Origin of the sequence: Pseudarthrobacter sp. NPDC059871, from assembly GCF_042731175.1 — a bacterium.
Classification (GTDB): domain Bacteria; phylum Actinomycetota; class Actinomycetes; order Actinomycetales; family Micrococcaceae; genus Arthrobacter.
Genome location: NZ_JBHWJV010000003.1, coordinates 236381 through 260902 on the forward strand (window position 1 = coordinate 236381; position 24522 = coordinate 260902).

23 protein-coding genes are annotated in these 24522 nt (G+C 66.3%); 13 read left to right on the forward strand and 10 right to left on the reverse strand.

The window, feature by feature from the left end:
* The first annotated feature begins 58 nt into the window (after window positions 1–58).
* The 4 genes from ACFV4R_RS06190 (at window position 59) to ACFV4R_RS06205 (ending at window position 6860) form a co-directional block, all read left to right on the forward strand.
* Window positions 59–2077, forward strand: coding sequence for a LuxR C-terminal-related transcriptional regulator (locus ACFV4R_RS06190; protein WP_377201447.1), 2019 nt, complete (start codon window positions 59–61; stop codon window positions 2075–2077).
* Between the two features lie 163 nt (window positions 2078–2240).
* A complete protein-coding gene (locus ACFV4R_RS06195; protein ID WP_377201446.1) occupies window positions 2241–3386 on the forward strand; it encodes an IniB N-terminal domain-containing protein in 1146 nt (381 codons plus the stop codon).
* A gap of 136 nt (window positions 3387–3522) precedes the next feature.
* Entirely contained in the window at window positions 3523–5373 is a 1851-nt protein-coding gene (locus ACFV4R_RS06200) for a dynamin family protein (RefSeq protein WP_377201644.1), read from the forward strand.
* Window positions 5370–6860, forward strand: a complete 1491-nt coding sequence (locus ACFV4R_RS06205; protein ID WP_377201445.1) for a dynamin family protein — start codon at window positions 5370–5372, stop codon at window positions 6858–6860. Before ACFV4R_RS06200 ends, ACFV4R_RS06205 begins: the two co-directional genes overlap by 4 nt.
* Here ACFV4R_RS06205 and ACFV4R_RS06210 read toward each other — a convergent pair.
* Both ACFV4R_RS06210 and ACFV4R_RS06215 read right to left on the reverse strand, forming a co-directional pair.
* Window positions 6857–7474 (reverse strand): hypothetical protein, encoded by a 618-nt coding sequence (locus tag ACFV4R_RS06210; RefSeq protein WP_377201444.1) that lies wholly within the window; start codon window positions 7472–7474, stop codon window positions 6857–6859. The genes ACFV4R_RS06205 and ACFV4R_RS06210 overlap by 4 nt on opposite strands.
* A gap of 5 nt (window positions 7475–7479) precedes the next feature.
* A complete protein-coding gene (locus ACFV4R_RS06215; RefSeq protein ID WP_377201443.1) occupies window positions 7480–7869 on the reverse strand; it encodes a PLD nuclease N-terminal domain-containing protein in 390 nt (129 codons plus the stop codon).
* A gap of 62 nt (window positions 7870–7931) precedes the next feature.
* On the opposite strand from ACFV4R_RS06215, the gene ACFV4R_RS06220 reads away from it, so the two are divergent.
* The gene (locus ACFV4R_RS06220) at window positions 7932–8246 is read left to right on the forward strand and encodes a DUF4229 domain-containing protein (protein ID WP_377201442.1); all 315 of its coding nucleotides are present in this window, start codon (window positions 7932–7934) and stop codon (window positions 8244–8246) included.
* Between the two features lie 48 nt (window positions 8247–8294).
* Here ACFV4R_RS06220 and ACFV4R_RS06225 read toward each other — a convergent pair whose 3' ends face one another.
* The 4 genes from ACFV4R_RS06225 to ACFV4R_RS06240 form a co-directional block, all read right to left on the reverse strand.
* Window positions 8295–9176, reverse strand: coding sequence for a 1,4-dihydroxy-2-naphthoate polyprenyltransferase (locus ACFV4R_RS06225; protein ID WP_056076218.1), 882 nt, complete (start codon window positions 9174–9176; stop codon window positions 8295–8297).
* Window positions 9177–9251: 75 nt separating this feature from the next.
* Entirely contained in the window at window positions 9252–10442 is a 1191-nt protein-coding gene (locus ACFV4R_RS06230; protein WP_377201441.1) for an AMP-binding protein, read from the reverse strand.
* Between the two features lie 14 nt (window positions 10443–10456).
* Complete coding sequence (locus ACFV4R_RS06235) at window positions 10457–11410, reverse strand: 1,4-dihydroxy-2-naphthoyl-CoA synthase (RefSeq protein WP_268156223.1); 954 nt, start codon at window positions 11408–11410, stop codon at window positions 10457–10459.
* Window positions 11411–11432: 22 nt separating this feature from the next.
* Window positions 11433–11873 carry a VOC family protein gene (locus ACFV4R_RS06240; protein ID WP_377201440.1) on the reverse strand — a complete coding sequence of 147 codons (441 nt, stop codon included), beginning with the start codon at window positions 11871–11873 and terminating at the stop codon, window positions 11433–11435.
* 228 nt (window positions 11874–12101) lie between these two features.
* Here ACFV4R_RS06240 and ACFV4R_RS06245 point away from each other — a divergent pair, with 228 nt between their 5' ends.
* Genes ACFV4R_RS06245 through ACFV4R_RS06260 form a run of 4 tightly spaced genes read left to right on the forward strand, consistent with a single transcriptional unit; the run spans window position 12102 to window position 17086 of the window.
* Complete coding sequence (locus tag ACFV4R_RS06245; protein ID WP_377201439.1) at window positions 12102–13373, forward strand: ABC transporter substrate-binding protein; 1272 nt, start codon at window positions 12102–12104, stop codon at window positions 13371–13373.
* A gap of 4 nt (window positions 13374–13377) precedes the next feature.
* The gene (locus ACFV4R_RS06250) at window positions 13378–14322 is read left to right on the forward strand and encodes a carbohydrate ABC transporter permease (protein WP_377201438.1); all 945 of its coding nucleotides are present in this window, start codon (window positions 13378–13380) and stop codon (window positions 14320–14322) included.
* 3 nt (window positions 14323–14325) lie between these two features.
* A complete protein-coding gene (locus tag ACFV4R_RS06255; protein WP_377201437.1) occupies window positions 14326–15261 on the forward strand; it encodes a carbohydrate ABC transporter permease in 936 nt (311 codons plus the stop codon).
* A gap of 4 nt (window positions 15262–15265) precedes the next feature.
* Complete coding sequence (locus tag ACFV4R_RS06260; protein WP_377201436.1) at window positions 15266–17086, forward strand: hypothetical protein; 1821 nt, start codon at window positions 15266–15268, stop codon at window positions 17084–17086.
* Window positions 17087–17089: 3 nt separating this feature from the next.
* On the opposite strand, the gene ACFV4R_RS06265 is transcribed toward ACFV4R_RS06260, so the two are convergent.
* Together ACFV4R_RS06265 and ACFV4R_RS06270 are read right to left on the reverse strand one after the other, a co-directional pair.
* Window positions 17090–17851 carry a CPBP family intramembrane glutamic endopeptidase gene (locus ACFV4R_RS06265; RefSeq protein ID WP_377201435.1) on the reverse strand — a complete coding sequence of 254 codons (762 nt, stop codon included), beginning with the start codon at window positions 17849–17851 and terminating at the stop codon, window positions 17090–17092.
* A gap of 51 nt (window positions 17852–17902) precedes the next feature.
* The gene (locus ACFV4R_RS06270) at window positions 17903–19153 is read right to left on the reverse strand and encodes an Nramp family divalent metal transporter (RefSeq protein WP_268156235.1); all 1251 of its coding nucleotides are present in this window, start codon (window positions 19151–19153) and stop codon (window positions 17903–17905) included.
* Between the two features lie 271 nt (window positions 19154–19424).
* Here ACFV4R_RS06270 and ACFV4R_RS06275 point away from each other — a divergent pair, with 271 nt between their 5' ends.
* Window positions 19425–20885, forward strand: a complete 1461-nt coding sequence (locus tag ACFV4R_RS06275; RefSeq protein WP_056076194.1) for an amino acid permease — start codon at window positions 19425–19427, stop codon at window positions 20883–20885.
* Between the two features lie 68 nt (window positions 20886–20953).
* On the opposite strand, the gene ACFV4R_RS06280 is transcribed toward ACFV4R_RS06275, so the two are convergent.
* Window positions 20954–21712, reverse strand: coding sequence for a dienelactone hydrolase family protein (locus ACFV4R_RS06280; protein ID WP_377201434.1), 759 nt, complete (start codon window positions 21710–21712; stop codon window positions 20954–20956).
* A gap of 81 nt (window positions 21713–21793) precedes the next feature.
* Here ACFV4R_RS06280 and ACFV4R_RS06285 point away from each other — a divergent pair, with 81 nt between their 5' ends.
* The gene (locus ACFV4R_RS06285) at window positions 21794–22849 is read left to right on the forward strand and encodes a DNA polymerase IV (protein WP_377201643.1); all 1056 of its coding nucleotides are present in this window, start codon (window positions 21794–21796) and stop codon (window positions 22847–22849) included.
* A gap of 112 nt (window positions 22850–22961) precedes the next feature.
* On the opposite strand, the gene ACFV4R_RS06290 is transcribed toward ACFV4R_RS06285, so the two are convergent.
* Window positions 22962–23138, reverse strand: coding sequence for a CsbD family protein (locus ACFV4R_RS06290; RefSeq protein ID WP_045729318.1), 177 nt, complete (start codon window positions 23136–23138; stop codon window positions 22962–22964).
* 151 nt (window positions 23139–23289) lie between these two features.
* On the opposite strand from ACFV4R_RS06290, the gene ACFV4R_RS06295 reads away from it, so the two are divergent.
* Window positions 23290–23751 carry an SRPBCC family protein gene (locus ACFV4R_RS06295; RefSeq protein ID WP_377201433.1) on the forward strand — a complete coding sequence of 154 codons (462 nt, stop codon included), beginning with the start codon at window positions 23290–23292 and terminating at the stop codon, window positions 23749–23751.
* A complete protein-coding gene (locus tag ACFV4R_RS06300; protein WP_377201432.1) occupies window positions 23748–24422 on the forward strand; it encodes a pentapeptide repeat-containing protein in 675 nt (224 codons plus the stop codon). The genes ACFV4R_RS06295 and ACFV4R_RS06300 overlap by 4 nt, the downstream gene beginning before the upstream one ends.
* The last annotated feature ends 100 nt before the right edge of the window (window positions 24423–24522 follow it).

Genomic DNA, 24522 nt, shown 5'->3' on the forward strand with positions numbered 1-24522 from the left:
CCAGCCGCGGCCCCAGGATGCGGCAGAACTCCTGGGCTCCCGGCTCAACCATTCAGGAATGAATCACAGCGAACCCCCGCCCCACGCTGCCGAGGCCATGTCAATGCAGCTCAAAGGTGAAAATGCCGCTGTCCGGGAACTGCTCCTTGCCTTGTCCGTGGGGTTCGTCCTTCCCGGGCCGCTGCCTGCGGACCTGGAGCGCAGGATCGACGCCGGCGAGGTGGAAAGCCTGGATGTGCTGATCGGCCAGGCGGAGCAGGCAGGATTACTCACGGACGGAACAGTCGTGGGGCCCGCCCGCAACGCCTTGCTGACGGCAGCGCCCACGTCCAAGGTCCACGCACTTCAGCGTGAGCTGGTCACCCTCTACGCCACGGACGGCCAACCGATGGGCGACTTCGCCCGGGAGCTTGCCCGCGGCGGACTGGCGGACCAGCGCGTGGCCGCGGAACTTGAACATACCGCGGACAAGGCCCTCGAACACGATCCGGCCCTGGCGTGCCGCCTCTACGAGGAAGCCCTGCTGGCCGGGGCGGACGAAACCGGCACCGCAGCGCGCCGTGCCCAGGCGGCTGCCGCCAACGGCGACCTGGACTCAGCCACCCGGATCATCGACACCCTCCTGGTGAGCGTCGATCCGCCTGACGTCCGCCGTGGTGTGGACGTGGCCGCAGCAGTCTGGGCGCACAGGGGAATGCTGGCGCGCAGTGCCGACGCCTACAGCTGGCTGGGTGCCCACCGGTTGGGGTCCTCGGCGCCGCTCGCCGCCGTCGCGATGGTGGGTTGCGGGAACCGTTCCGGAGCGGATGCGCTGTTCCGTGCCGACGCTCCACCGGAATCGCCCACGCTGCTGGCTGCCGCGCTGGCCGGAACGGGCAAGGGGATCCTGGAATCCCTCGCCGAGGATCCGCAGCAGGCCCTTCCCATCCTGATCCACGCCTCAGACATGCTGAACGCGGCCGGCTCTGCCCTGCCGCTCCCGGACACTCCCGCCGCCCTCGCCGCACTCCTGGCGCTCCACAGCGGGGAACCCTACCTGGCGGAGACCGTGTGCCGGGCAGCCGCCGCTGCGGGCCAGGGCGGTAACGCGGCGAAACCGAGGCTTTTCCTGCTCCAGGCGTGGACTGCCATGCAGCAGGACAAACTCGAGGACGCGCGGCTCTCCATCAATGAAGCGTCCAAGGCCAACCATTGGCCCCTCGTTCCGCGCGATGAATTCCTGCGCGCCGCCCTGGAGGTGGGACTGGCCAGGCGCAACGGCGAAATCGCCGAGCTGGTGCTGGCGTGGGAACGTGCCCGTGAGGCGATGCTGCACATCTCGGTTGACCTCTACAGCCTGCTGCCGTGGGGTGAACTGGTGATCACCGCCGCCCGTCTCCGGGAGACGAGGCGGATTGCCCACTACTTCGAGGAGGCCAACCAGTTGCTCGAACGGCTGGGAAGCCCGCCGCTGTGGGCCGTGCCGTTCCACTGGGCCGCAGTGCAGGCAGCACTCCTAAGCGAAAACCCCGCCGCGCTGGCGCCGCATGCCACAGCCCTGGCCCGGGCTGCCAAAAACAGCCACCTTGCCGCCGTACTGGCCGGTGCCGGCAAGGCCTGGGTTTCCGTCCTTGCCGGCGCTTTCCAGCCCGCCGATGTGGAAGCGGCCGCACGGGGACTGGGCCGGATGGGCATGCCCTGGGAGGGTGCCCGGCTCGCCGGACACGCGGCAGCGCGCGCTGGGGAACGCAAGGACATGGTGCGCCTGCTGTCCTGTGCCAGGGACCTCCACCCGCAGGGAAACGCAACCGGCAACGGGAGCTCCGGAACGGGCGAACCGCGGGCTGCGGCCACGGCGGAGACCGGCAACGGCATGCACCCGGACGGCTCGGGCCTGAGCGAGCGGGAAAAAGAGGTGGCACGGCTGGTCCTCGAGGGCAAGACCTACCGCGAGATCGGCGAGGCCATCTACATTTCTCCGCGCACGGCCGAGCACCACATTGCCAGGATGCGGCGCCGGCTGGGGGCGGAGAACCGTTCGGACCTCCTGGCCCGGTTGCGGCTCGCCCTGGCCGCCGAAATTCCCCCGCAGGAGTAAACCCCTAATGCCCCTAACGGATGGTGGCGCTGTTCCCCGGCGGGACACCGGCCGGTAGGGGGAACCGGCCCGATGCCCGGGCCGGTACGGGGCCCGTACGTTGGTTTCAACCCGGCAACGATGCCCGGTGATCCGCAATACAGAGAAGATTGAGGACCACGAAATGACACTCGCAAATGATCTCGTCCAGTTCCTGATGAGCCTCTTCGGCGACCGCCAGGCGGCCCAGGAATTCCTGGATGATCCGGAGCGCGTCCTGGAAGACCACGGCCTGGGCGGCGTATGCTCCGCAGACGTGGATGCCGCAATGCCCGTAGTGCTGGACTACGCCCCCATCACGGTCAACGCTTCCCGCTTCGACCGCGAGTACAGCACCGGCGGCAACCGCGCCGATACAGGCCAGAACGGTGGCGGCACCGGCGCAGTGACCCCGCCCCCCGCCGGCGGCGGTAACGGCGGACACCACGATCACGACCACGATGACCATGGCCACGCGATCCAGCAGCTGCACCACATCGTGAACAACTACTCCTACACCTCCACGGTGGATGACCGGGACAACATTGTTGACCAGTCCGTGAACCAGAACATCTGGGCCGACGGCGACGTCAAGCAGTGGTTCGACAACGATTCCGTGATCGCCTCCGGCGACCGCTCCATCGCTGCCGGTGACGACGCCGACGTCGATGACTCCAACAACATCGAAGACTCCTACAACGACAACTCGGACAACTCGACGGATAACTCCACCGACAACTCCATCCGTGCCGGCGGCGACGTCAATATCGGCAACGAAGAGACGGACATCGACGACTCCTTCAACACCGACGTGGACCTCGACGTGGACGACTCGTTCAACGACAACTCGGATAATTCCGACAACTCTGACAACTCCACCAACGGCTCGTACAACGACAATTCGGACAACTCGGATAACTCCACCGACATCGACGTCGACCTGGACAACGTGGGGAACACCACCAGCACCGACAATTCGGACAACTCCATCAACACGGACGTGGACATCGAGGACTCCTTCCAGGACAACTCGGACAACTCCACCAACACGGATATCGACGTCGCCCTGGACAACGTCGCCAACACCACGGACAACTCCGACAACTCGACCAGCACCACCGACAACTCGGACAACTCCATCAACACCGACGTCGAGATCGAGGACTCCTTCCAGGACAACTCGGTGGAGGTGGAGGATTCCTTCCAGGACAACTCGCTGCAGGTGGAAGACTCCTTCCAGGACAACTCCGAGACCGACATCGAAGTCGAGGACAACACCGTGATCCTCTGATCCCGGTCCGGCCAGAAAGCCCGGCAGGAGGGGTAACCCTCCTGCCGGGCTATCCCCGGCTTAGCCCGCCTTTCACCCCGGAGCCCGACGCAAAGGACACACTGTGGCAGAAGCAGGACCGGCAAAACCAACACCGATGACAGCGGGACAGCTGATCAAGCTGGTGGAGCACGGCCTCCAGCTGGCCCAGACGGCAGACCGCGCCGACCTCCGCAAACGCCTGGAGCAGGCCGCGGGACGGCTGCGGGACCCGAGCGTCCGCGTCATTGTGGTGGGGGAGTTCAAGCAGGGCAAGAGCAAGCTGATCAACGCCCTGGTGAACGCGCCGGTCTGCCCGGTGGACGACGACATTGCCACCTCGGTGCCCACAGTGGTCCGCCACGGCGAACCGGCCTCGGCAGCCATCCTTGTTCCCAAGGCAGATTCCGACGGCGGCGAGGAGGGAAGCGTTGAACGCCAGCCCATCCCCATCGAGGACATCGCCGCGTACGTTTCCGAGCAGGGCAATCCAGGCAACAGCAAGAAACTGGTGGCCGCCGAGGTGTACCTGCCGCGGAAGATCCTCACCGGCGGGCTGACGGTCATCGACTCACCGGGCGTGGGCGGCATGGGCTCCTCCCACACGCTCACCACCCTCACGGCCCTCCCTACGGCCGATGCCATGCTGTTGGTCTCCGACGCCTCCCAGGAATACACCGAACCCGAGCTTCGCTTCCTCCGCCAGGCAATGCGGATCACCCCCAGCGTGGTGGGTGTGCTGTCCAAGACGGACCTCTATCCGGAGTGGCGGCGTGTGGCGGACATGGACCGGTCCCGCCTGGACACCGTTGCACCGGACATCCCGCTCTTCCCGGTGTCCTCGGACCTCCGTCTCGAGGCCAGCCGGCTGCAGGACGCCGAGCTGAACGGCGAGTCCGGGTTCCCGGCGCTGGTCCGGCACCTGCGCAACGAAATCGTGGGCAAATCGGAGCGGCTACAGCGCAGGCACCTCAGCCAGGACCTGCTCTCGGTCACCGAAAACCTGCGGCTGTCCCTGCAGTCCGAACTTGATGCCCTCGAGAATCCCGCCGGCACGCCCCAAATGATCGCGGGACTTGAACTGGCCAAAACCGAAGCCGACGATCTCCGGAAGCGTTCGGCCCGCTGGCAGATCACCCTCAGCGACGGCATCAGCGACCTCATCGCGGACATGGAGTACGACCTCCGTGACAGGCTCCGCCGGATCCAGAGGGAGGCCGAGGCTGCCATTGACCAGGGCGACCCCGGGCCCACGTGGAACGAGTTCTCCAAGTGGCTGGAGGAATGCTCCGCCGCAGCCATCTCAGACACCTTCGTGTGGACCAGCGAGCGGGCCCACTGGCTGGCCTCGCAGGTGGCCGAGCACTTTGCTGCCGACGAGGTAAGGATCCCGGCGCTGCGGGTTTCGGACACCGGCGATGCCCTGGACCCCGTGGAGGAGATGCCGGCGCTCGACCCCGGCCGCATCAACCCCATGCAGAAGGTCCTGATCGGCATGCGCGGTTCCTACGGCGGTGTGCTGATGTTCGGCCTGCTGACCGGGATCTTCGGCATGGCGCTGATCAACCCGCTGTCCGTGGGCGCCGGCCTGCTGCTGGGACGCAAGGCCTACCGGGAGGACCGGGATGCCCGGCTCAAGCGGCGGCAGGGCGAGGCCAAGGCACTGGTCAGGCGCCAAATCGATGATGTGACGTTCCAGGTGGGCAAGCAGCTCAAGGACCGCCTGCGGCTGGTGCAGCGGTCCATCCGGGACCATTTCACCGAAATCGCCGAGGAACACCACAGGTCGCTGTCCGACTCCGTGGCCGTGGCCCAGAAGGCAGCCACCACGTTCACCCTGCAAAAGGACGTACGGATCAGGGACATCAAGGCAGAACTCAAGAAAGTGGACGCCCTGCACGCGGCAGCGGCCGCGGTGGCGGCCGAAGTGGCAGCGTCCCGGCCCCTGGCGCCGGCGGCGGCCGGATGACTGCGGATACCGTTGCCGGGGCCGCGGGCCTGGTCCGGGACGCCCTGGACGTCTACGCTGACGACTCCGCTGCAGTGGCACTGCTGGAGGGGTACGGGCAGCGGCTGGCAGAGCCCCTCCGGATTGCCATCGCCGGCATGGTCAAGGCCGGCAAGTCAACACTGCTGAACGCCATCATCGGCGAAGAAATCGCGCCCACGGACACCGGCGAGTGCACCCGGATCGTCACGTGGTACCGGTACGGCCGCACACCCCGCATCATGCTTCACCCGCGCGACGGCGAACCGCGGCCGTTGCCGCTGAAACGGGTGGACGGTCGGCTGGTGTTTGTCCTGGGTAACGTCCGCGCCGAAGACACCGAGCGGTTGGAGGTCGAGTGGCCCTCGCCAACGCTGCGGACCATGACGCTGATCGATACCCCTGGCATCGCGTCGCTCTCCGAGGATGTGTCAGCCCTCGCCACCGGCTTCCTCACTCCGGCGGACGCACCGTCCCAGGCTGACGCGATCGTATACCTAATGCGGCATATGCACGCTTCGGACCTGCGGTTCCTGGAATCGTTCAAAGACACCGAATCGGGCAGGTCCGGTACCGTCAACGCGCTGGCCGTGCTGTCCCGGGCCGATGAGGTGGGCGCCGGCCGCATTGACTCCCTGCTCTCCGCCGGCGACATCGCCGAACGGTACCGGCGGGACCACAATCTCCGGAAGCTCGCGCTGGGGGTGGTGCCGGTGGCGGGCCTGCTCGCCCAGACCGCCCGAAGCCTCCGGCAACAGGACTTTGCCTCGCTTCAGCTGCTGGCCGGCCTGGACCGTGCGGCCCGGGAAAAAATGATGCTCTCGGCGGACCGGTTCCTCCGCGGCTCCGAACCCGAACGGCTGACCCCGGAGGCCCGGGCTTCGCTGCTTGCCAGGTTCGGACTGTTCGGCATCCGGCTGGCCGTGGTCCTTATCCGCAACGGCTTCAATGAACCCACCCCGCTGGCCCACGAACTTGCCCGGCGCAGCGGCCTGGATCCGTTGCTGGAACTGCTGGAGCGGCAGTTCCAGGCCCGGGCCGGGGCCCTCAAGGCGCGTACGGCGCTGGTGGGGGTCGAGGCGCTCCTGCGGTCCAGTCCGCATGAAGGGACGGAAGAACTCTCCGGCTCCCTTGAACGGCTGCAGGCCAATGCGCATGAATTCCGCGAACTGCGGCTGCTGGCAATTCTGCGCACCACGGGTGTCCCACTGAAACCCGATCTTGCGGCCGACGCGGAACGGCTCGTCGGCGGACTGGGTGCCGCCACCCACGTGAGGCTGGGCCTGGAGGCGGCCGCCACGCCGGATGAGCTTTCCGACGAGGCCCGGCGCTGCCTGCTGCGGTGGCGGGCCCTTGCCGAGAATCCGCTCACGGAACGTTCGGCCATCGATGCCTGCCGTGTGGTGATCCGCAGCTGTGAGGGCGTTCTGGCGGAGTCATCCGCTCTGCAGCGGCAGCGCAGCGCCTAACGGCGGGCTGTGCGGCGGCTCTTGAGCCAGGCGCTGGAGGCCGGGAGGAACAACAGGACCAGTCCCACCAGGGCGAGGAGCAGCTGGGCTCCCCAGAGCACCATGACGTAGTTGGCGCTCTCGCCTTCCGGCATCAGGAACGCCGTGGCGAGCAGCGTCACCACGGCATGCACCGCCAGCAGCGGGACCAGCGCCCATCGTGCCCAGCCGTGCCGCGCCAGGATTGCGCCGAGGAGGGCGGCCTCAAGGAGGATCACCAGCAGGAGTGCCCCCACGCTGCCCCAGAACACGATACCGCTGGCGGTGCTGACGGCCTCCGCATCACCGCCGGGGGCCATCCCGTCCACCACCGTGCGCAGGCGCTCAAGATGCCCGTCGCGGCTGAGGAAGGACCCCACCAGGACGGCCAGTCCCGCTACGAAACTGAGGACCCACATCGTCCGGGCAAGCCGCACGGTACCGGGGACGGGAGGGACGACGGCGATGGGCGCCGGAGCCGCGTAGGACAGCCCCGGGCGGGGAGGCGGCGAGGGTTGGGCGTCTGGCCCTGACGGCGGGGCTGTTCCGGTGGGCGTGGTGCGCAGCCGTTCTTCTCCGTCAGGGTCGTAAGCCATGGGCCCTACTTCAGTCCGTCGGTATCGTGGTCGTTTTCGTGCTTGCCCTTGTTACCGTCGGCGTCCTTGGCCTTGGCCTCGAGATCGTCCTTGAGTTTTTTCAGCCGCGCGGCTTCTGCCTCGTTGCGGCGGCGGACCTCGAGATTGCGGAGGAACTCCGGATCATCGTCCGGGGCGGTGGGGTGGCGGTAACTTGGCTGCTGCGGTGCTGCTTCACGGGGACGGCCAATGAGGAGCCAAAGAATCGCGCCCAGCACCGGCAGGATGATCATGACTACGATCCAGGCGGGTTTGGAAATTCCGCGGGTCAGACGGCCATCGGTTCGGATCACGTCCACGAGGCCATACACAAAGATGACGAGGACTGCCACGGCCAAAGCCACACGGAGAAGCATGCCACTAAGTCTATCGTCCGCAGGCGCAGGGGGTTGCGGGCGGGAGGCGGCTAAACTTGAATGTGGCCTTTTTGAAATATTCCCTGATCCGCCTGGCGCTCTTCGTGCCGTTGTTCGTCGTTTTCATGCTCATGCAGCTGGGCGCACTGATGTCCGTGGTCTTTGCCGGCGTAATCGCCTTCGCCGTGAGCTACCTCTTCTTCCAGAAGCAGCGGGACGCTGCAACGGCAAACCTGCACCACCGTTTCTCCGGCAAGGCCAAGCCGCTGCGCTCCGCTGGCGAGGTCCAGGATGCAAACGCCGAGGACGCCCTGCTGGATGCCAATCCGGACGTCGCCATCAACAATGACGCCAGGAACCCCAAGCCCCGCAACTGACCCGGCCAGCCGGCCACGGCGGGTTATCCCTGGCCGGTACAAGTCGGCTCAGAAGCCGTGGCTGAGCACCAGTCCCAGTGAGAACAGGACGCTGTAGCCAAGGTTGATCAACCCGGTCTGCTTGAGCACCGGGATCAGGCTCTTGCGCTTGCGGCCGTTGATCATGAGCCAGGCCGGCATGAGGCAGGCCGGGATCAGCAGCAGGACAATGAGCATCCACGGCCGCCCCGGAGCCAGGATGACCACCAGCAGGATGGCGACGGCAAGCATCAGAACGTAGCTTTCGCGGGCGTGCTTGTCTCCCAGCCGTACGGCGAGGGTCTTCTTGCCCGCCTGCATGTCCGTGGGGATGTCCCGGACGTTGTTGGCCATGAGCAGGGCGGTGGCGATCAGCCCGGTACCGATGGCGCCGATGACGGCTGGCAGGCTGACCTGCCCGGCCTGGGTGTAGGTGGTTCCCAGGGTGGCCACCAGGCCGAAGAACACGAACACGAAGACGTCGCCCAGGCCCATGTAGCCGTAGGGGTTTTTGCCGCCGGTGTAGCCCCAGGCGGCCATGACGCAGCCGAGGCCCACCAGGATGAGCCACCAGCTTTGGGTGATGACCACCAGTGCCAGCCCGAACACCATGGCGCCGGCGAACGTGGCGAACGCAGCCCGCTTGACGTGTTCCGGCTTGGCGGCCCCCGAACCCACCAGGCGCAGCGGACCCACGCGGTCGTCGTCCGTTCCGCGGATGCCGTCCGAGTAGTCGTTGGCGAAATTCACGCCCACCTGCAGCAGGAGGGCCACCAGCGCCGCCAGGATGGCGTTGGGCAGAAGGAATGAATCCATCGCATAGGCGGCGGCGGAGCCGATAAGCACCGGCGCAATCGCGGCGGGAAGCGTCCTCAGGCGTGCGCCTTGGATCCATTGGGCGGCAGTTGCCACGGTCAGTACCTCATGTTGTTTCGTGTAAGCGGCAGGATGCCAGGCAGGCAGGCGCCGCAGTAGTGCAGGTCCACTCTACTTTCCCTGGTGCAGGGCGCTGAGTTCGGCAGTCATGGCCAGCCGGTCCGGTTTTCCGTTCGGCAGCATCTTCAGGGCAGGCGCGGTGAGGACGGTTTTCGGCGCAGCAAAGCCCAGTTCCCGGTGCCAGGAGTCCCGGAGGCCGTCGACGTCGGCGGCAGGACCCGCGTGATCGTCGCCCGTGGCGCCTCCCGCGGCGAGCGCCACGTAGGCGGCCACGGCCTGGCCCCATTCCTCGGACGGAACGCCGGCCACGAAAGCCGCCGCAACGCCGTCGGACTTTTCCAGCTTTTCCTGGACGTCCGCGGCGGAAACCTTCATGCCGCCGGTGATGATCATGTCGTCGGCGCGTCCCAGCACGGTGAGGCGGCCGTCGTCGTCGATCCTGCCGATATCGCTGGTGCGGTACCAGCGGACGCCGTCCTCTTCGAAGAAGGTGCCCGTTTCCTCGTCCGGGGCCTCGATATACCCGGCTGCAATGGTGTCGCCGCCCAGGTGGATGCGGCCGTCCGGGGCCACCCGGACGGACACGCCTTCCAGCGGGTAGCCGTCATAGACGCAGCCCCCGGAGGTTTCCGCCGAGCCGTACGTGGTGATCACGCGGACACCGGCCTCGCGGGCCGCGTCGAGCAGCGCGGGCGGGGTGGGGGCGCCGCCCAGCAGGATGGCGTTGAAACGGCGGAGCACGGCGAGCGTGTCAGGGGAAGGATCGTCAAGGAGCCGCTGCAGCTGGGTGGGGACCAGGGACGTGTACCGGATCTTGTCCGTGAGCTCCAGGGCTGCGGCTGTGAAGGCCTCGGGCGTGAAGCCGCCGGACATGTCCATCACCCACGGCCGGGTCCCGGCGAACAGTGAGCGCACCAGGACCTGGATGCCGGCGACGTACTGCACGGGGAGGGCCAGCAGCCACTGGCCTTCGCCCTTGAGCGCCAGCGCCGTGGCCATCGAGGAGGCCGCCAAGGACTCCACGGTCAGGACCGTGGCCTTGGGCGCACCGGTGGAACCGGAGGTGCGGACCACTGCCACCGCGTCGTCGCAGCCAGGTGTTTCGATGTGGCCCACCACGAGGGCGCCGTCCGCACCGATGGAAAGTTCGACGGCGGGACCCTCGCCGTGGAGCGCGGCAGCCAGGGCCTTGAGCACGGGCTCAATGTTGAGGTGGCTGGTGTTGGGGGAGGTGCTGTTCATGTACCGCTCCTGCCTTAGAAGTAGTGCGGGAAGCCGGACCAGTCGGGGTCCCGTTTTTGCAGGAAGGCTTCCTTGCCCTCCACCGCCTCGTCCGTCATGTAGGCCAGCCGGGTGGCTTCGCCGGCGAAGACCTGCTGGCCCGCCAGGCCGTCATCGGCCAGGTTGAATGCGAACTTCAGCATCCGGATGGCCTGCGGTGACTGCCGTGCAATGTCCGCGGCGTATTCCAGGGCCACGTCCTCGAGGCGGTCGTGGTCCACGGCCTCGTTGACGGCACCCATCCGGACCATGTCCTCCGCGGAATATTCGCGTGCCAGGAAGAAGATTTCGCGGGCAGCCTTCTGTCCGATCTGCCGGGCCAGCAGTGCCGAGCCGTAGCCGGCGTCGAAGCTGCCCACCGTGGCGTCGGTCTGCTTGAACTTGCCGTGCTGCCGGGAGGCGATGGTCAGGTCCGCCACCACATGCAGCGAGTGCCCGCCGCCGGCCGCCCAGCCGTTGACCACCGCGATGACCACCTTGGGCATGGTGCGCATGAGCCGCTGGACTTCCAGGATGTGGAGCCGGCCGGCGCGGGCGGGGTCGATGGTCTCCTGCGTCTCTCCGTCGGCATATCTGTACCCGTCCCTGCCCCGGATCCGCTGGTCACCGCCGGAACAGAACGAGTGGCCGCCGTCCTTGGGCGAGGGGCCGTTGCCGGTGAGCAGGACGGTGGCCACATCCGGGGTCATCCGGGCGTGGTCCAGTGAACGGTAGAGCTCGTCCACGGTGCCGGGGCGGAAGGCGTTGCGTACCTCGGGACGGTTGAAGGCAATCCGGACGGTGGGCAGGTCACGCACCCAGCCGCCGTCGGCGTCCCGCTCCACCTGGCGGTGGTAGGTCATGTCCTGGAAGTCCTCGAAACCGGCTACCACCCGCCAGCGGGTGGGATCGAAGACATCGGACACCGGGGCGGGAATTTGGTTGCTCACCGTCCAAGTCTAGTAATCGTGCTTAGGAGATGCAGAACTCGTTCCCCTCGGGGTCCGCCATGGTGTGCCAGGAATGCGGTCCCTGGCGCGCCGTCCACAGGAACGTGGCGCCCCGTGCTTCCAGCTCGCTCCGGACATCGTCCTTGTCCCGGCCGGCGAGGTTGACGTCCCAGTGCACCCGGTTCTTGACCACCTTCTCCTCCTCACCGGTCTGGAACAGGAGTCGGCGGCTGGGTGCCTTGGTGTCGATTTCCTCCGGTGGCCGGATGGCGGCCCCGTCCTTCCACACCACGTTTCCATGGTGGGTAGTGGTCTGGTCCTCTGTAGCGAAGCCCTGCTCGATCATGGAGCGGATGAACCCGGCGTCCTGCGGCTCAACCGACCACTCGAGGGTTTCGGCCCACCAGTCCGCGAGCTGGTGCGGCCGGCGGCAGTCGATGACAATTTGGATATTCAGTCCCATCCCACCACGGTAAAGGCGCATGCGCCCCAGCGGTAGGGGCACGTCTACCCACGATGGAGAAGCATCTACAACGCTGAAAAGTGCTCTTGACAATATGTCATGACATAGGTCACAGTTGGGTCCGGAAAGGCTTTTCCTTGCCGGCAGGGCTGCCGGAATGGGCTTAGCTTTCACCATCGGCAAAGGCCTTGCTGCAAGGCCAGGAGCACTGAGAGACAGGACAGACCATTGTCAGAGAAGACAAGAATCTCAAGCATCACCCGCCGCCAGTTCGGCCTGACCGCATTCGGACTGTCAGTCCTTGCTGCCGGACTGACGGCCTGCGGCGGCGGGGGCGGCTCCTCGGACTCCGGGTCCAAGACGCTCCAGCTGGTCCTCTCCGGTGACACGAACCAGGGCGGCGCGTTCGCGGCGGCGGCCAAGAAGTACAAGGAAGCCACGGGAATCACCATCGAGGTGGTGGACGTGCCCACCGCGGACATCACCACCAAGCTCAAGAACGCCGCCACCGCCAACGACCTTCCGGCGCTGGCCCGCGTCACCGGCCTCGACCCGCTGTGGGCCAACCAGCTGCAGGACCTCTCCGATATCGCCAAGTCCCACGGCATCGACGAAAAGTACCTGCAGGAATCCCCGGACGGCATCATCCCCGCCATCCCCTCGGACCTCACCGCGGTGGGCCTGTTCGTCAACAAGAGCCTGTTCGATAAGGCGGGGGTCACGTACCCCACCGCCATCGATGGCACCTGGACCTGGGACGAATTCATTGCCGCCGTCAACGAGGTCCGGGAAAAGGCCGGCGCCAAGTACGGCTTTGTCATGGACCGCTCCGGTCACCGCCTTCGCGCCATGATGTATGAGTTCGGCAGTTCCGCCTTCGCCAAGGAGAACGGCAAGTACGCCGGCGACAGCAAGGCCGTGGAAACCCTGGAGTATTTCCAGAAGATCAACGACGACAAGACCATGCCCAAGTCCGTCTGGCTCAGCGGCGAGGACGGCAACGCCATGTTCAAGAGCGGCCAGGTGGCCGCGTACTACTCCGGCAGCTGGCAGGTGGCCGACTTCAATAAGAACATCAAGGACTTCGAGTGGCTCTCGGTGCCGCTGCCCAAGAAGGAAGTCAACGCCACCAACCTTGGCGGCGGCTTCATGGTGGCCTTCAAGGACACCGGCGCGGACGAGGAAGCCAAGAAGTTCATCGACTGGTTCTACGAGGACGCCAACTACACCGAGTTCGCACAGCTGGGCGGCTACCTGCCGGCCAAGGACCTCAAGGTGGAGTACAAGTTCCAGCAGCCGTCCTTTGAGCTGTACCAGAAGCAGATCGCCGCGAACGACGCCAAGGGCGACAACGCCATCAAGCGCGTGGTGGCCGAGGCGTACTCCGAAACCCCGTTCTCGGGAGACCCGCTGCGCGAAGAGACAGTGAAGATGCTCTCCGGCAGCCAGGATGCCAAAACCACGGTGGACAACATCGTGAAGCTCTACAACGGCGCCTAAGCCAGTGGCAAACCCAACCATCAGCACTACTGCGGCTCCCGGGAAGCCCCCCGCAGGGGCTTTCCGGAGCAAGTCGCAGCAGAAACGCCGCAACCGCTACGTCATCGCCCCGCTGGTCCTGGTGGGCGTCAACGTGGTGCTCTTCCTGGTCTTCTTTGTCTGGCCGGGTGCCCTGGGAATGCTGTACTCGTTCACCGACTACCGCGGGGTGGGCAAGCTTCACTTCATCGGCCTGGCCAATTTCCAGAAGCTCCTCGCGGACAGCACGTTCTATGCGGCGTTGAGCAGGACTTTCGTCTACACCGTCCTGTCAGTGCCGCTGGTGTACGTGTGCTCGCTGGGGGTGGCCTCGCTGCTGGTCAGCAAGGCCGTCCGCGGCCGCACCGCGGCGAAGATGGTGATCTTCCTGCCCTGGCTGATCTCGCCCATCGTGGTGGGCGTGATCTGGAAGTGGCTGTTCGGCCAGGACTTCGGCTTCGTCAACTTCGTCATCTCCCTCCTGGGCGGCAGCCCCGTTCCGTGGTCCAGCAACGGCAACCTGGCCCTCGCGGTGGTCATCTTCGCCTCGGCCTGGGGTGGTACCGCGTTCAACATGCTCCTCTTCATCGCCGCGCTGAAGAACATTCCCGAGGCCCTGCTGGAGGCAGCCGAGCTGGACGGGGCGAACGCGTGGCAGCGCTTCCGCCACGTCATACTCCCGGGCATCGCGCCGACGTCGTTCATGGTCATCCTGCTCTCCACCATCCATGCGATGAAGGAGTTCGCCATGATCCAGGCACTTACCAACGGCGGCCCGGGCACGGAGAACACCCTGATTGTGCAGTACATCTACAAGACCGGCTTCGAACAGTCCAAGGTGGGCTACGCCAGTGCCGCCTCCATGGTGCTGATGCTGGTCCTGCTGGCCATCGCACTGATCCAGCTGCGGTTCAACCGGAAGAAGGGCTGACCCATGGCAACAGCTGCCAACCTGCCTCCCGCCGTCGCCGAGGAAGCGGCCATCGGGGCGGGAAACACCCCTGCTTCGCCGCCCGCCAACACTCGGAGGAAACCGCGGGGAAACCGGGAGGCCCGGGCCAAGGCTTCCGTCCCGCTCACCGTGGTGACGTGGCTGATCGCCGCCATCTATGCGTTCCCGCTGCTCTGGTTCCTGCTCAGCTCCTTCAAGCCAGGCAGCGAACTCTTCAGCTACCCGCTGTCCATGATTCCGCGCGAATGGACCTTCCAGGGGTTCGTGGACGCCTGGGAAAGGGTGGACTTCGCCCAGTACTTCCTGAACACGGCGACGGTTTCCATCGTCACCACGGTCCTCACGGTCTTCTTCAGCGCCTGCACGGGATATGCCCTGGCCAAGTACAACAACAAGGGCACCCGGCTGTTCTTCGTGTGCATCCTCGCCACCACCATGCTGCCCACCGAGGTCATCCTGAATCCCACGTTCTCGGTCATCCGGGACCTGGGGCTGTACAACTCGCTGGCAGGCATCATCGTGCCCTCCGTGCTGACGGCCACCGGCGTCTTCATGTTCCGGCAGTTCTTCCTGACGGTCCCCGACGACCTGCTGCACTCCGCCCGAATCGACGGCGCCAGTGAGCTGGCCATCTTCTTCCGGATCATGCTCCCGCTGTCCAAGCCCATCCTGTTCACGCTGGCCATCTTCTCCTTCCAATGGCGCTGGAACGACTACATCTGGCCGCTGATCGTGCTCAACGACCCCAAGTGGTACACGCTGCAGGTGGCGCTGCGCAGCATCGTTGGCGCGGAGAACATCGACTGGCCGGTGCTGCTGGGTGCCTCGGTAATTTCCCTCCTGCCGCTGGTGTTCGTGTTCTTCGTGTTCCAGAAGTACGTGCTCAACGCCGATGTCAGCGCCGGACTGAAGGACTAGGGCCGTGGAAACAACAACAACTGACACGGCTTTCCGCGCCCGGGTACTGGAGGCGGCAGACAGGAGCGTGGCAGCGTTCCTGGCCACGCACGACGACGCCGCAGGCCTTCCACACCGCGCCGCCATGGGCAGGCTGCTGGCTTTGGCAGCGGTCACCATGGAGCCCGGCTCCGCCTTCTACTGCGCCGGTGGGGATGTTGCCACCGGAGACGGCTCCGGCGGGGACGGCGGTGTCGTCTCCGGCGGGGGCGTTGCCGGGGGAACGTCCCCCGCAACAGGCACCGGTGATGCGATGCGCCGGTGCCTGGACCGGCTCGAACAGCTGCAGGGCCCCACCGGCCTGTTCGACGGCACCAACCTCTGTTCGCCACCGGATTCCGCCTTCACCCTCAACGATGCGTGCATCGCACTGGGCATCATCCGCGACCTGGAGACGCCCGGGCAGGCGCTCGCAGACGCGGAGGCCAGGCTGGCCGGCATCATCTCCCGCGCCACCGGCGCACTGGTGTCCGGGGGAGTCCACACCCCCAACCACCGCTGGGAACTGAGCGCCGCCCTGGCCAGGATCAACGCGCTGCAGCCGCGGCAGGACATCGCGGACAGGATCACCGAATGGCTGGCCGAAGGCATCGACCAGCTGCCGGACGGCATGTACTCCGAACGCAGCGCACTGTACGCCTCGGCCGTGACCAACCCGTCCATGCTGGCCATCGCTGACCATGCGGGCCGCCCTGAACTGCTGGACCATGTCCGCCGGAACCTCACGGCGTTCCTGCCCTGGTTCAACCCGGACGGAACTTTGGAGTCCGTGTTCTCCCGCCGGCAGGACCAGTGGATGGACTTCGACGCCGCCCCCTTCCTTCCGCTCTACCGGCGCCTGGCCAACCAGGATGCCAACCCGGACTTTGCCGCGGCGGCCGCGTGGCTGGGGACGCTCCCGCTGCACGAACCCGGCAAACTGCTGGCGCTGCTGCGGCTGGACCCCTGGCTGCACGCCGCCCTCCCGGAAGGGACGGCAGCAGCGGCGGCACCGGACAGCACCCTGCCCGTTCCCCTCACTCCGGCCGACGCCGCACTGGAAGCCTGCGGCGCCTACCGTTTCCGGGCCGGGGGCGCGGTGACCACCGTGTACGGCGGCTGCGACAACCTGGTCCCGGGCGTGGTGTCCGGGCTGGCCAGCAACCCCACGTTCCTGCGGTTCGCACAGGGAGCAGCAGTCCTCTCCGGGGTGCGGCTGTCCCGCAGCTTCTTCGACCTGGGCCCGTTCCGCAGCCAGCACACGGTACGGAACGGCGCCGCGGTCCGGCTGTCCGAGGAACTTTCAGCGAACTTCTACCTGCCGCTGCCCGCCGCCCGCAGGCGGGAGGACGGCGTTTACGCGCTGGGCCACGAGGGCCGGTTCAGCGCCAGCATGGACTTTCCCGGCAGGCCCACGGTGGTCCACCGGCTGGGCACGGACATAACCGTCCGGACCGGGCCGGGGCAGACCGTCCTGGAGCTGGATTTCGACGGTGCGGACACCGCCTTTGCACTGGAACTGACGTTCCGGCCCGGGGGAGTACTCGACGGCGTGGTCCCGGCGTCAGGCACGCCGGAAGCCTTCCAGCTCGTGGAGGGGACCGGCAGTTACCGGGTGGGCGCTGACACCATCGAGTTCGGGCCGGGCCTGCCGGCTGATCCCGACACTCCGCCCGCGTACAACCCGGGCGAAAACTACCGCTACCTGGCGGGGACCAACGCCTCGGAGGGGGTCAAGGTGTTCATCACGGGACGGACCGCCGGCAGCCACCGCCTGGTCCTGCGGGGGAGCGCCGGAGCGCCCTAGGAATCAGGCCTGCGCCTGCTGGAGCTGTTCAAACAGCTCCGGCGGGATGGCATAGATAAAGACCACCGCCAGCAGGTTCTTGGCAGCGTGGACGAAATAGGAGAACATCACGTTCCGGCCGGTCCAGACGTAGACGAACACCAGGGTGGCGCCCATGGCCAGGTAGGGCAGCAGCGCCGTCAGGGTGATGGCCTCCTGGCCGGCGATGTGGATGCCGGCGAATACCACCACGGACAGGGCACAGCACAGCCAGATGTTCAGCCGCCTGCTGAGCTTGCCGATCAGGAGGTGCCGGAAGATGTACTCCTCCACGAACGGGCCCACCACCACCAGCACAGGCACAATCAGCCAGGCCGGGACCTGCTGCATCAGCGACTGCAGGCCGGCCTGGTTGGCGGAGGTCTGAGCCTCCCCGCCGGCAGCCACCACCACGGCCGTGAGGATCATCATCACGATCACCGCGGCCGGGACCATCAGCAGTGTGAACCACGGGCGGGTGGCCAGGACCTTCAGATCCCTTACGACTACCCGCCGGGCGGCCAGGAACGCCAGGACTGCCACGGATCCGTAGAAGATCAGGTTGACCAGGTAGGACGCCGCCGCCGGGGAGGGCGCCAGTTGCTGAAGCGCCGGTGCCAGGAGCTCGCCGGCCACGGTGAAGATGCCGGCAATGGCCACATAGGTGGCCAGCGCGGCGAAGTCCAGGGGAGCGAACCGGTACAGCTCCGGCTGTGGTGCGGGCGGGCGGCGGTGCGTGGTGGCCATGGTTTCAGCCTAGCTTCCGGACGCCCCCGGGAGCGTTTTCGGGATCAGGCTTCAGGATTGCCCGGCGATGGTCAGGGCGATCAGTACGCAGTTCAGTCCCACGATCAGCGTGGCGCTGGTCCAGCCGGCGATCTTCAGTGCCCGGGAGTCTACGTGGATGCCCATGATCTCGCGTTTGCCGGTGAGCCGGATCAGCGGGATCAGTGCAAACGGAATGCCGAAGCTGAGCAGCACCTGGCTGAGGACCAGGGCGAGTGTCGGCTCGATTCCTGCCCCGAGGATTACCAGGGCGGGGATGAGGGTGATGACCCGGCGGACCAGCAGCGGAATCCGGACTTTCAGCAGGCCGCCCATGATGGTTGCGCCGGCGTAGCAGCCCACCGAGGTGGAGGCCAGGCCGGACGCCAGGAGCCCCACAGCGAACACAACGCCGATGGCTGGTCCCAAAGCAGCGGAGACGGCGGCGTGGGCCCCGGCAATGGTGTCCGTTCCCTCGATGCCGCGCAGGCTGGATGCAGCCAGCAGCAGCATCGAGATGTTCACTACGCCGGCCAGCAGCAGCGCACCCAGCACATCGAACCGGGTGGCTCGGATCAGGCGGGTCCGCACGGCCGGGTCCGGGGAAAAGCCGAACCGGTCACGTGCCAGCGCGGAGTGGAGGTAGATGGCGTGCGGCATCACCGTGGCGCCGAGCATGCTGGCGGCGAGCAGGACGGTGTCCGTTCCCTCGAAACGCGGAACCAGTCCGCCCAGGGCGCTGCCGGCGTCGGGCGGGTTGACGAACAGGCCGGACATGAAGCCGACGGCGATCACTCCAAGGAGCACCAGGACGGCGTACTCGAAGGACCGTTGTCCGCGGGCCGTCTGCAGCGCCAGCAGCAGCATGGAGGCGATGCCGATAATGACCCCGCCCAGCAGCAGCGGCAGCCCGAACAACAGGTTCAGGGCCACGGCACCGCCAATGACTTCGGCCATGTCGGTGGCCCCGGCGACCACCTCGGCCTGCACCCAGTAGAGGCGCCGGGAGCGGGTTCCCAGCCGCTTGCCAAGGATTTCCGGCAGGCTCAGGCCGGTGGCAAGGCCCAGTTTCGCGGATTGGTACTGCACCAGGACCGCCATGGCGTTGGCCATTACCAGCACCCAGACCAGCAGGTAGCCGTAGTTTGCGCCGGCGGTGAGGTTGGCGGCGACATTTCCGGGATCCACGTAGGCGATGGCGGCGACGAACGCCGGGCCCAGCAGCAGGAGCCGTGACCACAGCTTGCCTGCGGCCGGGCGTACTTGCAGGGTGGGTGCTGCCATGATCATCTCCTCGCCGTTGCGGTACTGACACGAGAATACAGCAAATTTAGGCATACCGAAAAGTATCTTTACGGGATGCCGTAGCAAAGCTGGTGTAGTGCGCGTCACGTGGCACCCGAATGGATCTTGTACGATGGATAGGCCGCGCGAAGCTTCGGCAAGACGAAGACTTACGCTCACAAACGGCCGCCCCAACGGCTGAAGGCCGAATTATGTGAGCTGGATCATTCGCTTCCGGATGCGGCCAACCCCCAACCCACAAGGAACCGTTGTGCCTCAAAGTACCCCGCCCGAAATCAAGAACAGCACGGCAGCATCCACCGCCGTCGACCCGTCCCTCAGCGCCGAGGGCTACAGCAAAACGCTGGGCAGGCGCCACGTCACCATGATCGCCATGGGCGGCGCCATCGGCGTCGGCCTCTTCATGGGAGCCGGCGGCCGCCTCGCCTCCACCGGCCCGGCCCTTATCTTCTCTTACGCCATTGCCGGCGTCATCGCCTACCTGCTGATGCGGGCCTTGGGCGAACTCATCATGTACCGCCAAACCTCGGGCTCGTTCGTCAGCTACGCCGGTGAAATGTTCGGCCGCAAGGGCGCCTACCTGTCCGGCTGGATGTACTTCATCAACTGGGCCATGACCGGCATCGCCGAACTCATTGCGATCGGCCTCTACTTCCAGTTCTTCTTCCCCAACGTCCCCGTTGAACTCTCCGCCATCGCCGCGCTGGTGCTGCTGGTGGCTGTGAACCTCTTCAGCGTTAAGGCCTTCGGGGAGTTCGAATTCTGGGCCTCCTGCCTCAAGGTGGCCGCGATTGTCATCTTCCTGGCCGTGGGCACCTTCATGGTGGTCACCAACGCCAAGGTGGGCGATGGACACGCCTCCGTGGCCAACCTGTTCCACGATGAAGGCGGCATGTTCCCCAAGGGCGCGCTGGTCATGATCCTCGTGCTGAACGCCGTCATCTTCGCCTACAACGCCATCGAACTGGTGGGCATCACCGCCGGCGAGATGCAGAACCCGGAACGCGAAGTTCCCAAGGCGATCCGCGCCGTCGTATTCCGCATCGTCGTCTTCTACGTCGGTTCCGTCTCCCTGCTGGCCATGCTGCTGCCCTCGGACCAGTACAAGGCCGGGACATCCCCGTTCGTCACAGTCTTCGGCCAGATGGGCCTGGGCTGGATGGGTGACGTCATGAACATGATCGTCATTACCGCCGCCCTGTCCTCCTGCAATTCGGGCCTTTACTCGATCGGCCGAATCTTCCGCACCATGGCCAACAACGGCCATGCACCGCAATGGCTGACCCGCATGTCCACCCGACGGGTCCCGTACATGGCCATTCTCGCCATCGGTACCGTCTACCTGGTGGGCATCCTGCTGAACATCTGGCTGGGCGGTTCGCACGCGTTCGACCTCGCCCTGAACACCGCCTCCATCGGCGTGATCTTCACCTGGGGCTCCATTTTCGCCAGCCAGATCGCGCTGCGGAAGAAGAAGGGGAGCGTCTCCACCCTCCCCATGCCCGGCTCGCCGTGGACCAGCTGGGCCGGACTCATCGCCCTGCTCGTCATCACGGTCCTCATCGGCTTCGACACCATGACCAGCAAGGACGGCGAGGTGTTCTACCTGGGGCTGTGGACCCTGGCCACCATTCCGTTCTTCGCCGTGGTCCTCTGGCTGGGCTGGCAGAAGGTCAAGAACAACGCACCCAAGAGCGAGCTCTTCAGCTGATCTTGCCCACGTTGTGAGCAGCGTTCGACGGCGGCCCGTCCCTCGCTGGGATGGGCCGCCGCCGCCGGTTAACTCGATGGGGTGGCGGGGCCCTCTTCCTTCAAGTACTGCGCGAAGTAGTCCTCAATCCGCCGCCATGCCTCCGGGGCGGAGTCCGGGTCCGGGCCCACGCCCATGACGCGCATCAGTGGCCGCAGGAGTGCCGGGCCCATCTCTTCATCATTGAGGAAGCTGTGGCCGGCGCCGGGAAACTCCTGCACGCTGTGCTCGATGCCCAGCTGGTCGAGGGCTGAATCGAGCCGCCCTGCCGCTCCTCTCAGGGACCTGTCCGCACCGCCGTAGTTTGCCACGACGGGGCAGGCGCCGCGCAGGGCATCCACAAGGTCCTCCTGCTCCTTGGGGAGCCGTCCGTAGTTGACTGCCGCGGCCTGGAACCCGTCCTTGGCGGCCAACAGAGCGAAGCCGCCGCCCATGCAGAAGCCGATCACCCCGGTCCTGCCGTTGCTGAGGTGTGATTCCGCAAGCCAGGTGCGGGCCGTGGAGATGTCGGTGAAGGGCCGGCCCGTGCGGGCTGCCATGGCGCGCATGGTTCCCACAAGGCACCGCCGTGCCCCGCCGTCGCTGTACAGGTCCAGCGCCAGGGCAAGATAGCCGGCCCGCGCCAGCCGGTCCGCGTGCCGGCGGGTCTGGTCATCCAGGCCGAAGGCTTCATGGATCACGACGACGGCGGGAAAGGGGCCCTCGCCCTCGGGTACAGCCAGGTAGCCACCCAGCGAGGGCGATCCGCCGGCGGCCATGCTCTCGGTGCTCAGGTCCACGTTCGTCATGGCCCAAGGCTAGCCGCACGCGGGGAATGCTGGTGCCGGGCGCCGGCGCGGGGCAGACTGGGGCATGTGGGCGAACCCTGGGTGCTGCATGTGGATCTGGACCAGTTCATCGCTGCCGTGGAAGTGCTCCGCCGCCCTGAGCTTGCCGGCAAGCCCGTGATCGTGGGCGGCCGTGGCGATCCCACCGAACGGGCCGTCGTCTCCACCGCCTCCTACGAAGCCCGGGCCTATGGCGTCGGATCCGGGATGCCGCTGCGCATCGCTGCACGGAAAGTTCCTGACGCAGTCATCCTGCCCGTGGACCAGGAAGCCTACCTCCAGGCCTCGGCGGAAGTGATGGGCGTGCTGCGCTCCCGGCCCGGCGCCGTCGTCCAGGTGCTCGGCTGGGACGAAGCGTTCGTCGGCGTAAAGTCCAGTGATCCCGAGGCCTACGCCCGTCAACTCCAGGACGCGGTACTTGAGGCCACCAGGCTGCACTGCAGCGTGGGCATCGGCGACACCCTGGTCCGCGCCAAGGTGGCGACAACATTCGGCAAACCGGCCGGTGTTTTCCGGCTCACGGCGGAGAACTGGCTGGACGTTATGGGAAACCGTCCCACCATCGACCTGTGGGGAGTGGGAACCAAGGTATCGCGCCGGCTGGCGACGCTGGGGATCACCTCGGTTTCCCAGCTGGCTGCGGTGGACCCTGAGTTTCTGGTCCCCGAGTTCGGCCCCAAAATGGGGCTTTGGTACGCGCAGCTTGGGCGGGGTGACGGTTCCTCGGTGGTGGATGACACGCCGTGGGTGGCGCGCGGCCACAGCCGGGAGACCACGTTCCAGCGCGACCTCTCAGAACCGGCGCAGGTGGATGACGCTGTCCGGGAACTGGTGGCGGCTGTGCTGGAGGATGTTTCCGCTGAAGGGCGGCCGGTGGTGGGGCTGACGCTCAAGGTCCGGTACGCCCCGTTCACCACCAAGACCTATGCCCGCAAGATTCCCGAAACGGCGGACCCCGGGGAGGTGCTGGCCCGAGCCCTCGACCTCAGGGGCAAGATTGAACCGGACCGGCCCATCCGGCTGCTGGGGCTGCGGGCTGAAATGACCATGCCGGACGGCTCGAGGCAGGGGCATACGCCAACCCGCAGTGGCTGGTAAACAACGAGGTGTCGATGTGGACGGGGCAGCAAAATGGCGGCGAATCCGGGGGATCCGCCGCCATTGTCTACCGGTTCAGCACGCCGTTCGCTGCGGCCGCCCCGGTAAAGGACTAGTTGCGCTTGAATTCGTCCTTGACATTTTCGCCGACCTTCTTTGCATCAGCCTTGACCTGGTCGGTCTGGCCTTCTGCCTTCAGGCGGTCGTTGTCGGTTGCGTTGCCAGCAGCTTCCTTGGCCTTACCGCCCATATCTTCTGCTGCGTTACTGATCTTGTCTCCGAGGCCCATGGTGTGGCCTCCTTTCGTTTCCGTCGACCAAACAATGCCCTTTCACACTAACACGAAGCATGCTTACTAGTTCAAGCCCGGCAGGCCGCGTGAACGCCGCGGGCGGTCGGCCGCCCTGCCTTTGTCCGCCCGCGGCGATAGGCTCGACGTCATGGACCAAAGCCTCAGCCTGACCCAGCACATCCATGCTTCACCGGAAACGGTGTGGGCCGTGATCACGGATATCCGGAACGCACCCGGGACGCTGTCCGGGGTGGAGGCGGTGCAGCTCCTGACGAACGGTACCTACGCCGAGGGCACCCGCTGGAAGGAGACACGGAAGATGTTCGGCAGGTCTGAAACCGTGGAGATGTGGGTAGACAACGCGGAACCGCCCCGCACCACCACAATTAAGGCCGCCCAGGGCGGGGCGGATTACACCACCAGGTTCAGCCTGGCCCACCGCGACGGCGGAACGGACCTGACACTGACCTTTGGTGCCAAAATGTCCAAACCCACGGCAGTCAGCCGGGTCCTCGCCGCGGTGTTCGGCAGGCTGGGGATGGCGGCAAGCCGCAAAGCACTCGCCAAGGACCTGGCGGACATCGCCGCCAAAGCGGAATCCGCCCAGTGACCGGGTCCGGAACCAGGCGGCCCAAGGCTGCCGTCACCGCCCCGCGGCTTTCGCCGGTCCGGCTTGAGGACCTCGAGGAACGCACCCTGGACTTCCGCCGTGGCGGGCGCCACGAGGGTGCCCGCTACAACCGCCTGGACGCCGACGGGCTGGAGCTCTCCGGCGCCGACTTCTCAGAGTGCGAACTCCAGGGCGTTTCCTTCAACGAAGCCCAACTCCGCGGCGCCGGATTCCGCGACACTGTCATCAGCGAGCTGTACGCTCCCGTTTTCCGGGCCGCCCGCAGCACGTGGCGGGACGTTGAGATCAGCAACCCCCGGCTCGGTTCGGCCGAACTCTACGAATCAGGGTGGCAGTCCGTCCGGATCGAAGGCGGCAAGCTGGACTACCTGAACCTGCGCGGGGCGAAGCTGACGGACGTGCTCATCACCGACTGCATCATCAACGAACTGGACCTTGGCTCGGCAGCGGCAACGAGGGTGGCGCTGAAGGGCTGCACCATCGGAGCCCTGGACCTTACCGGCGCCAGGCTCAAGGACTTCGACCTCCGCGGCGCAGACTTCCGCAGCGTCAGCGGCATCGGCAACATGGCCGGCGTCGTCATGGACGAATACCAGCTGGGACTGCTCGCGCCGCTCCTGGCCGCACACCTGGGCATCACCGTCCTCTGAGTGGGGCTACGCGTGGCCGGGCCTGCCGTGTACTATTTACAGAACGAACGGTCGGTAAGTAGCGCAGGTCGCCACGCCGGCCGCCGGTGACAGTGCTGTT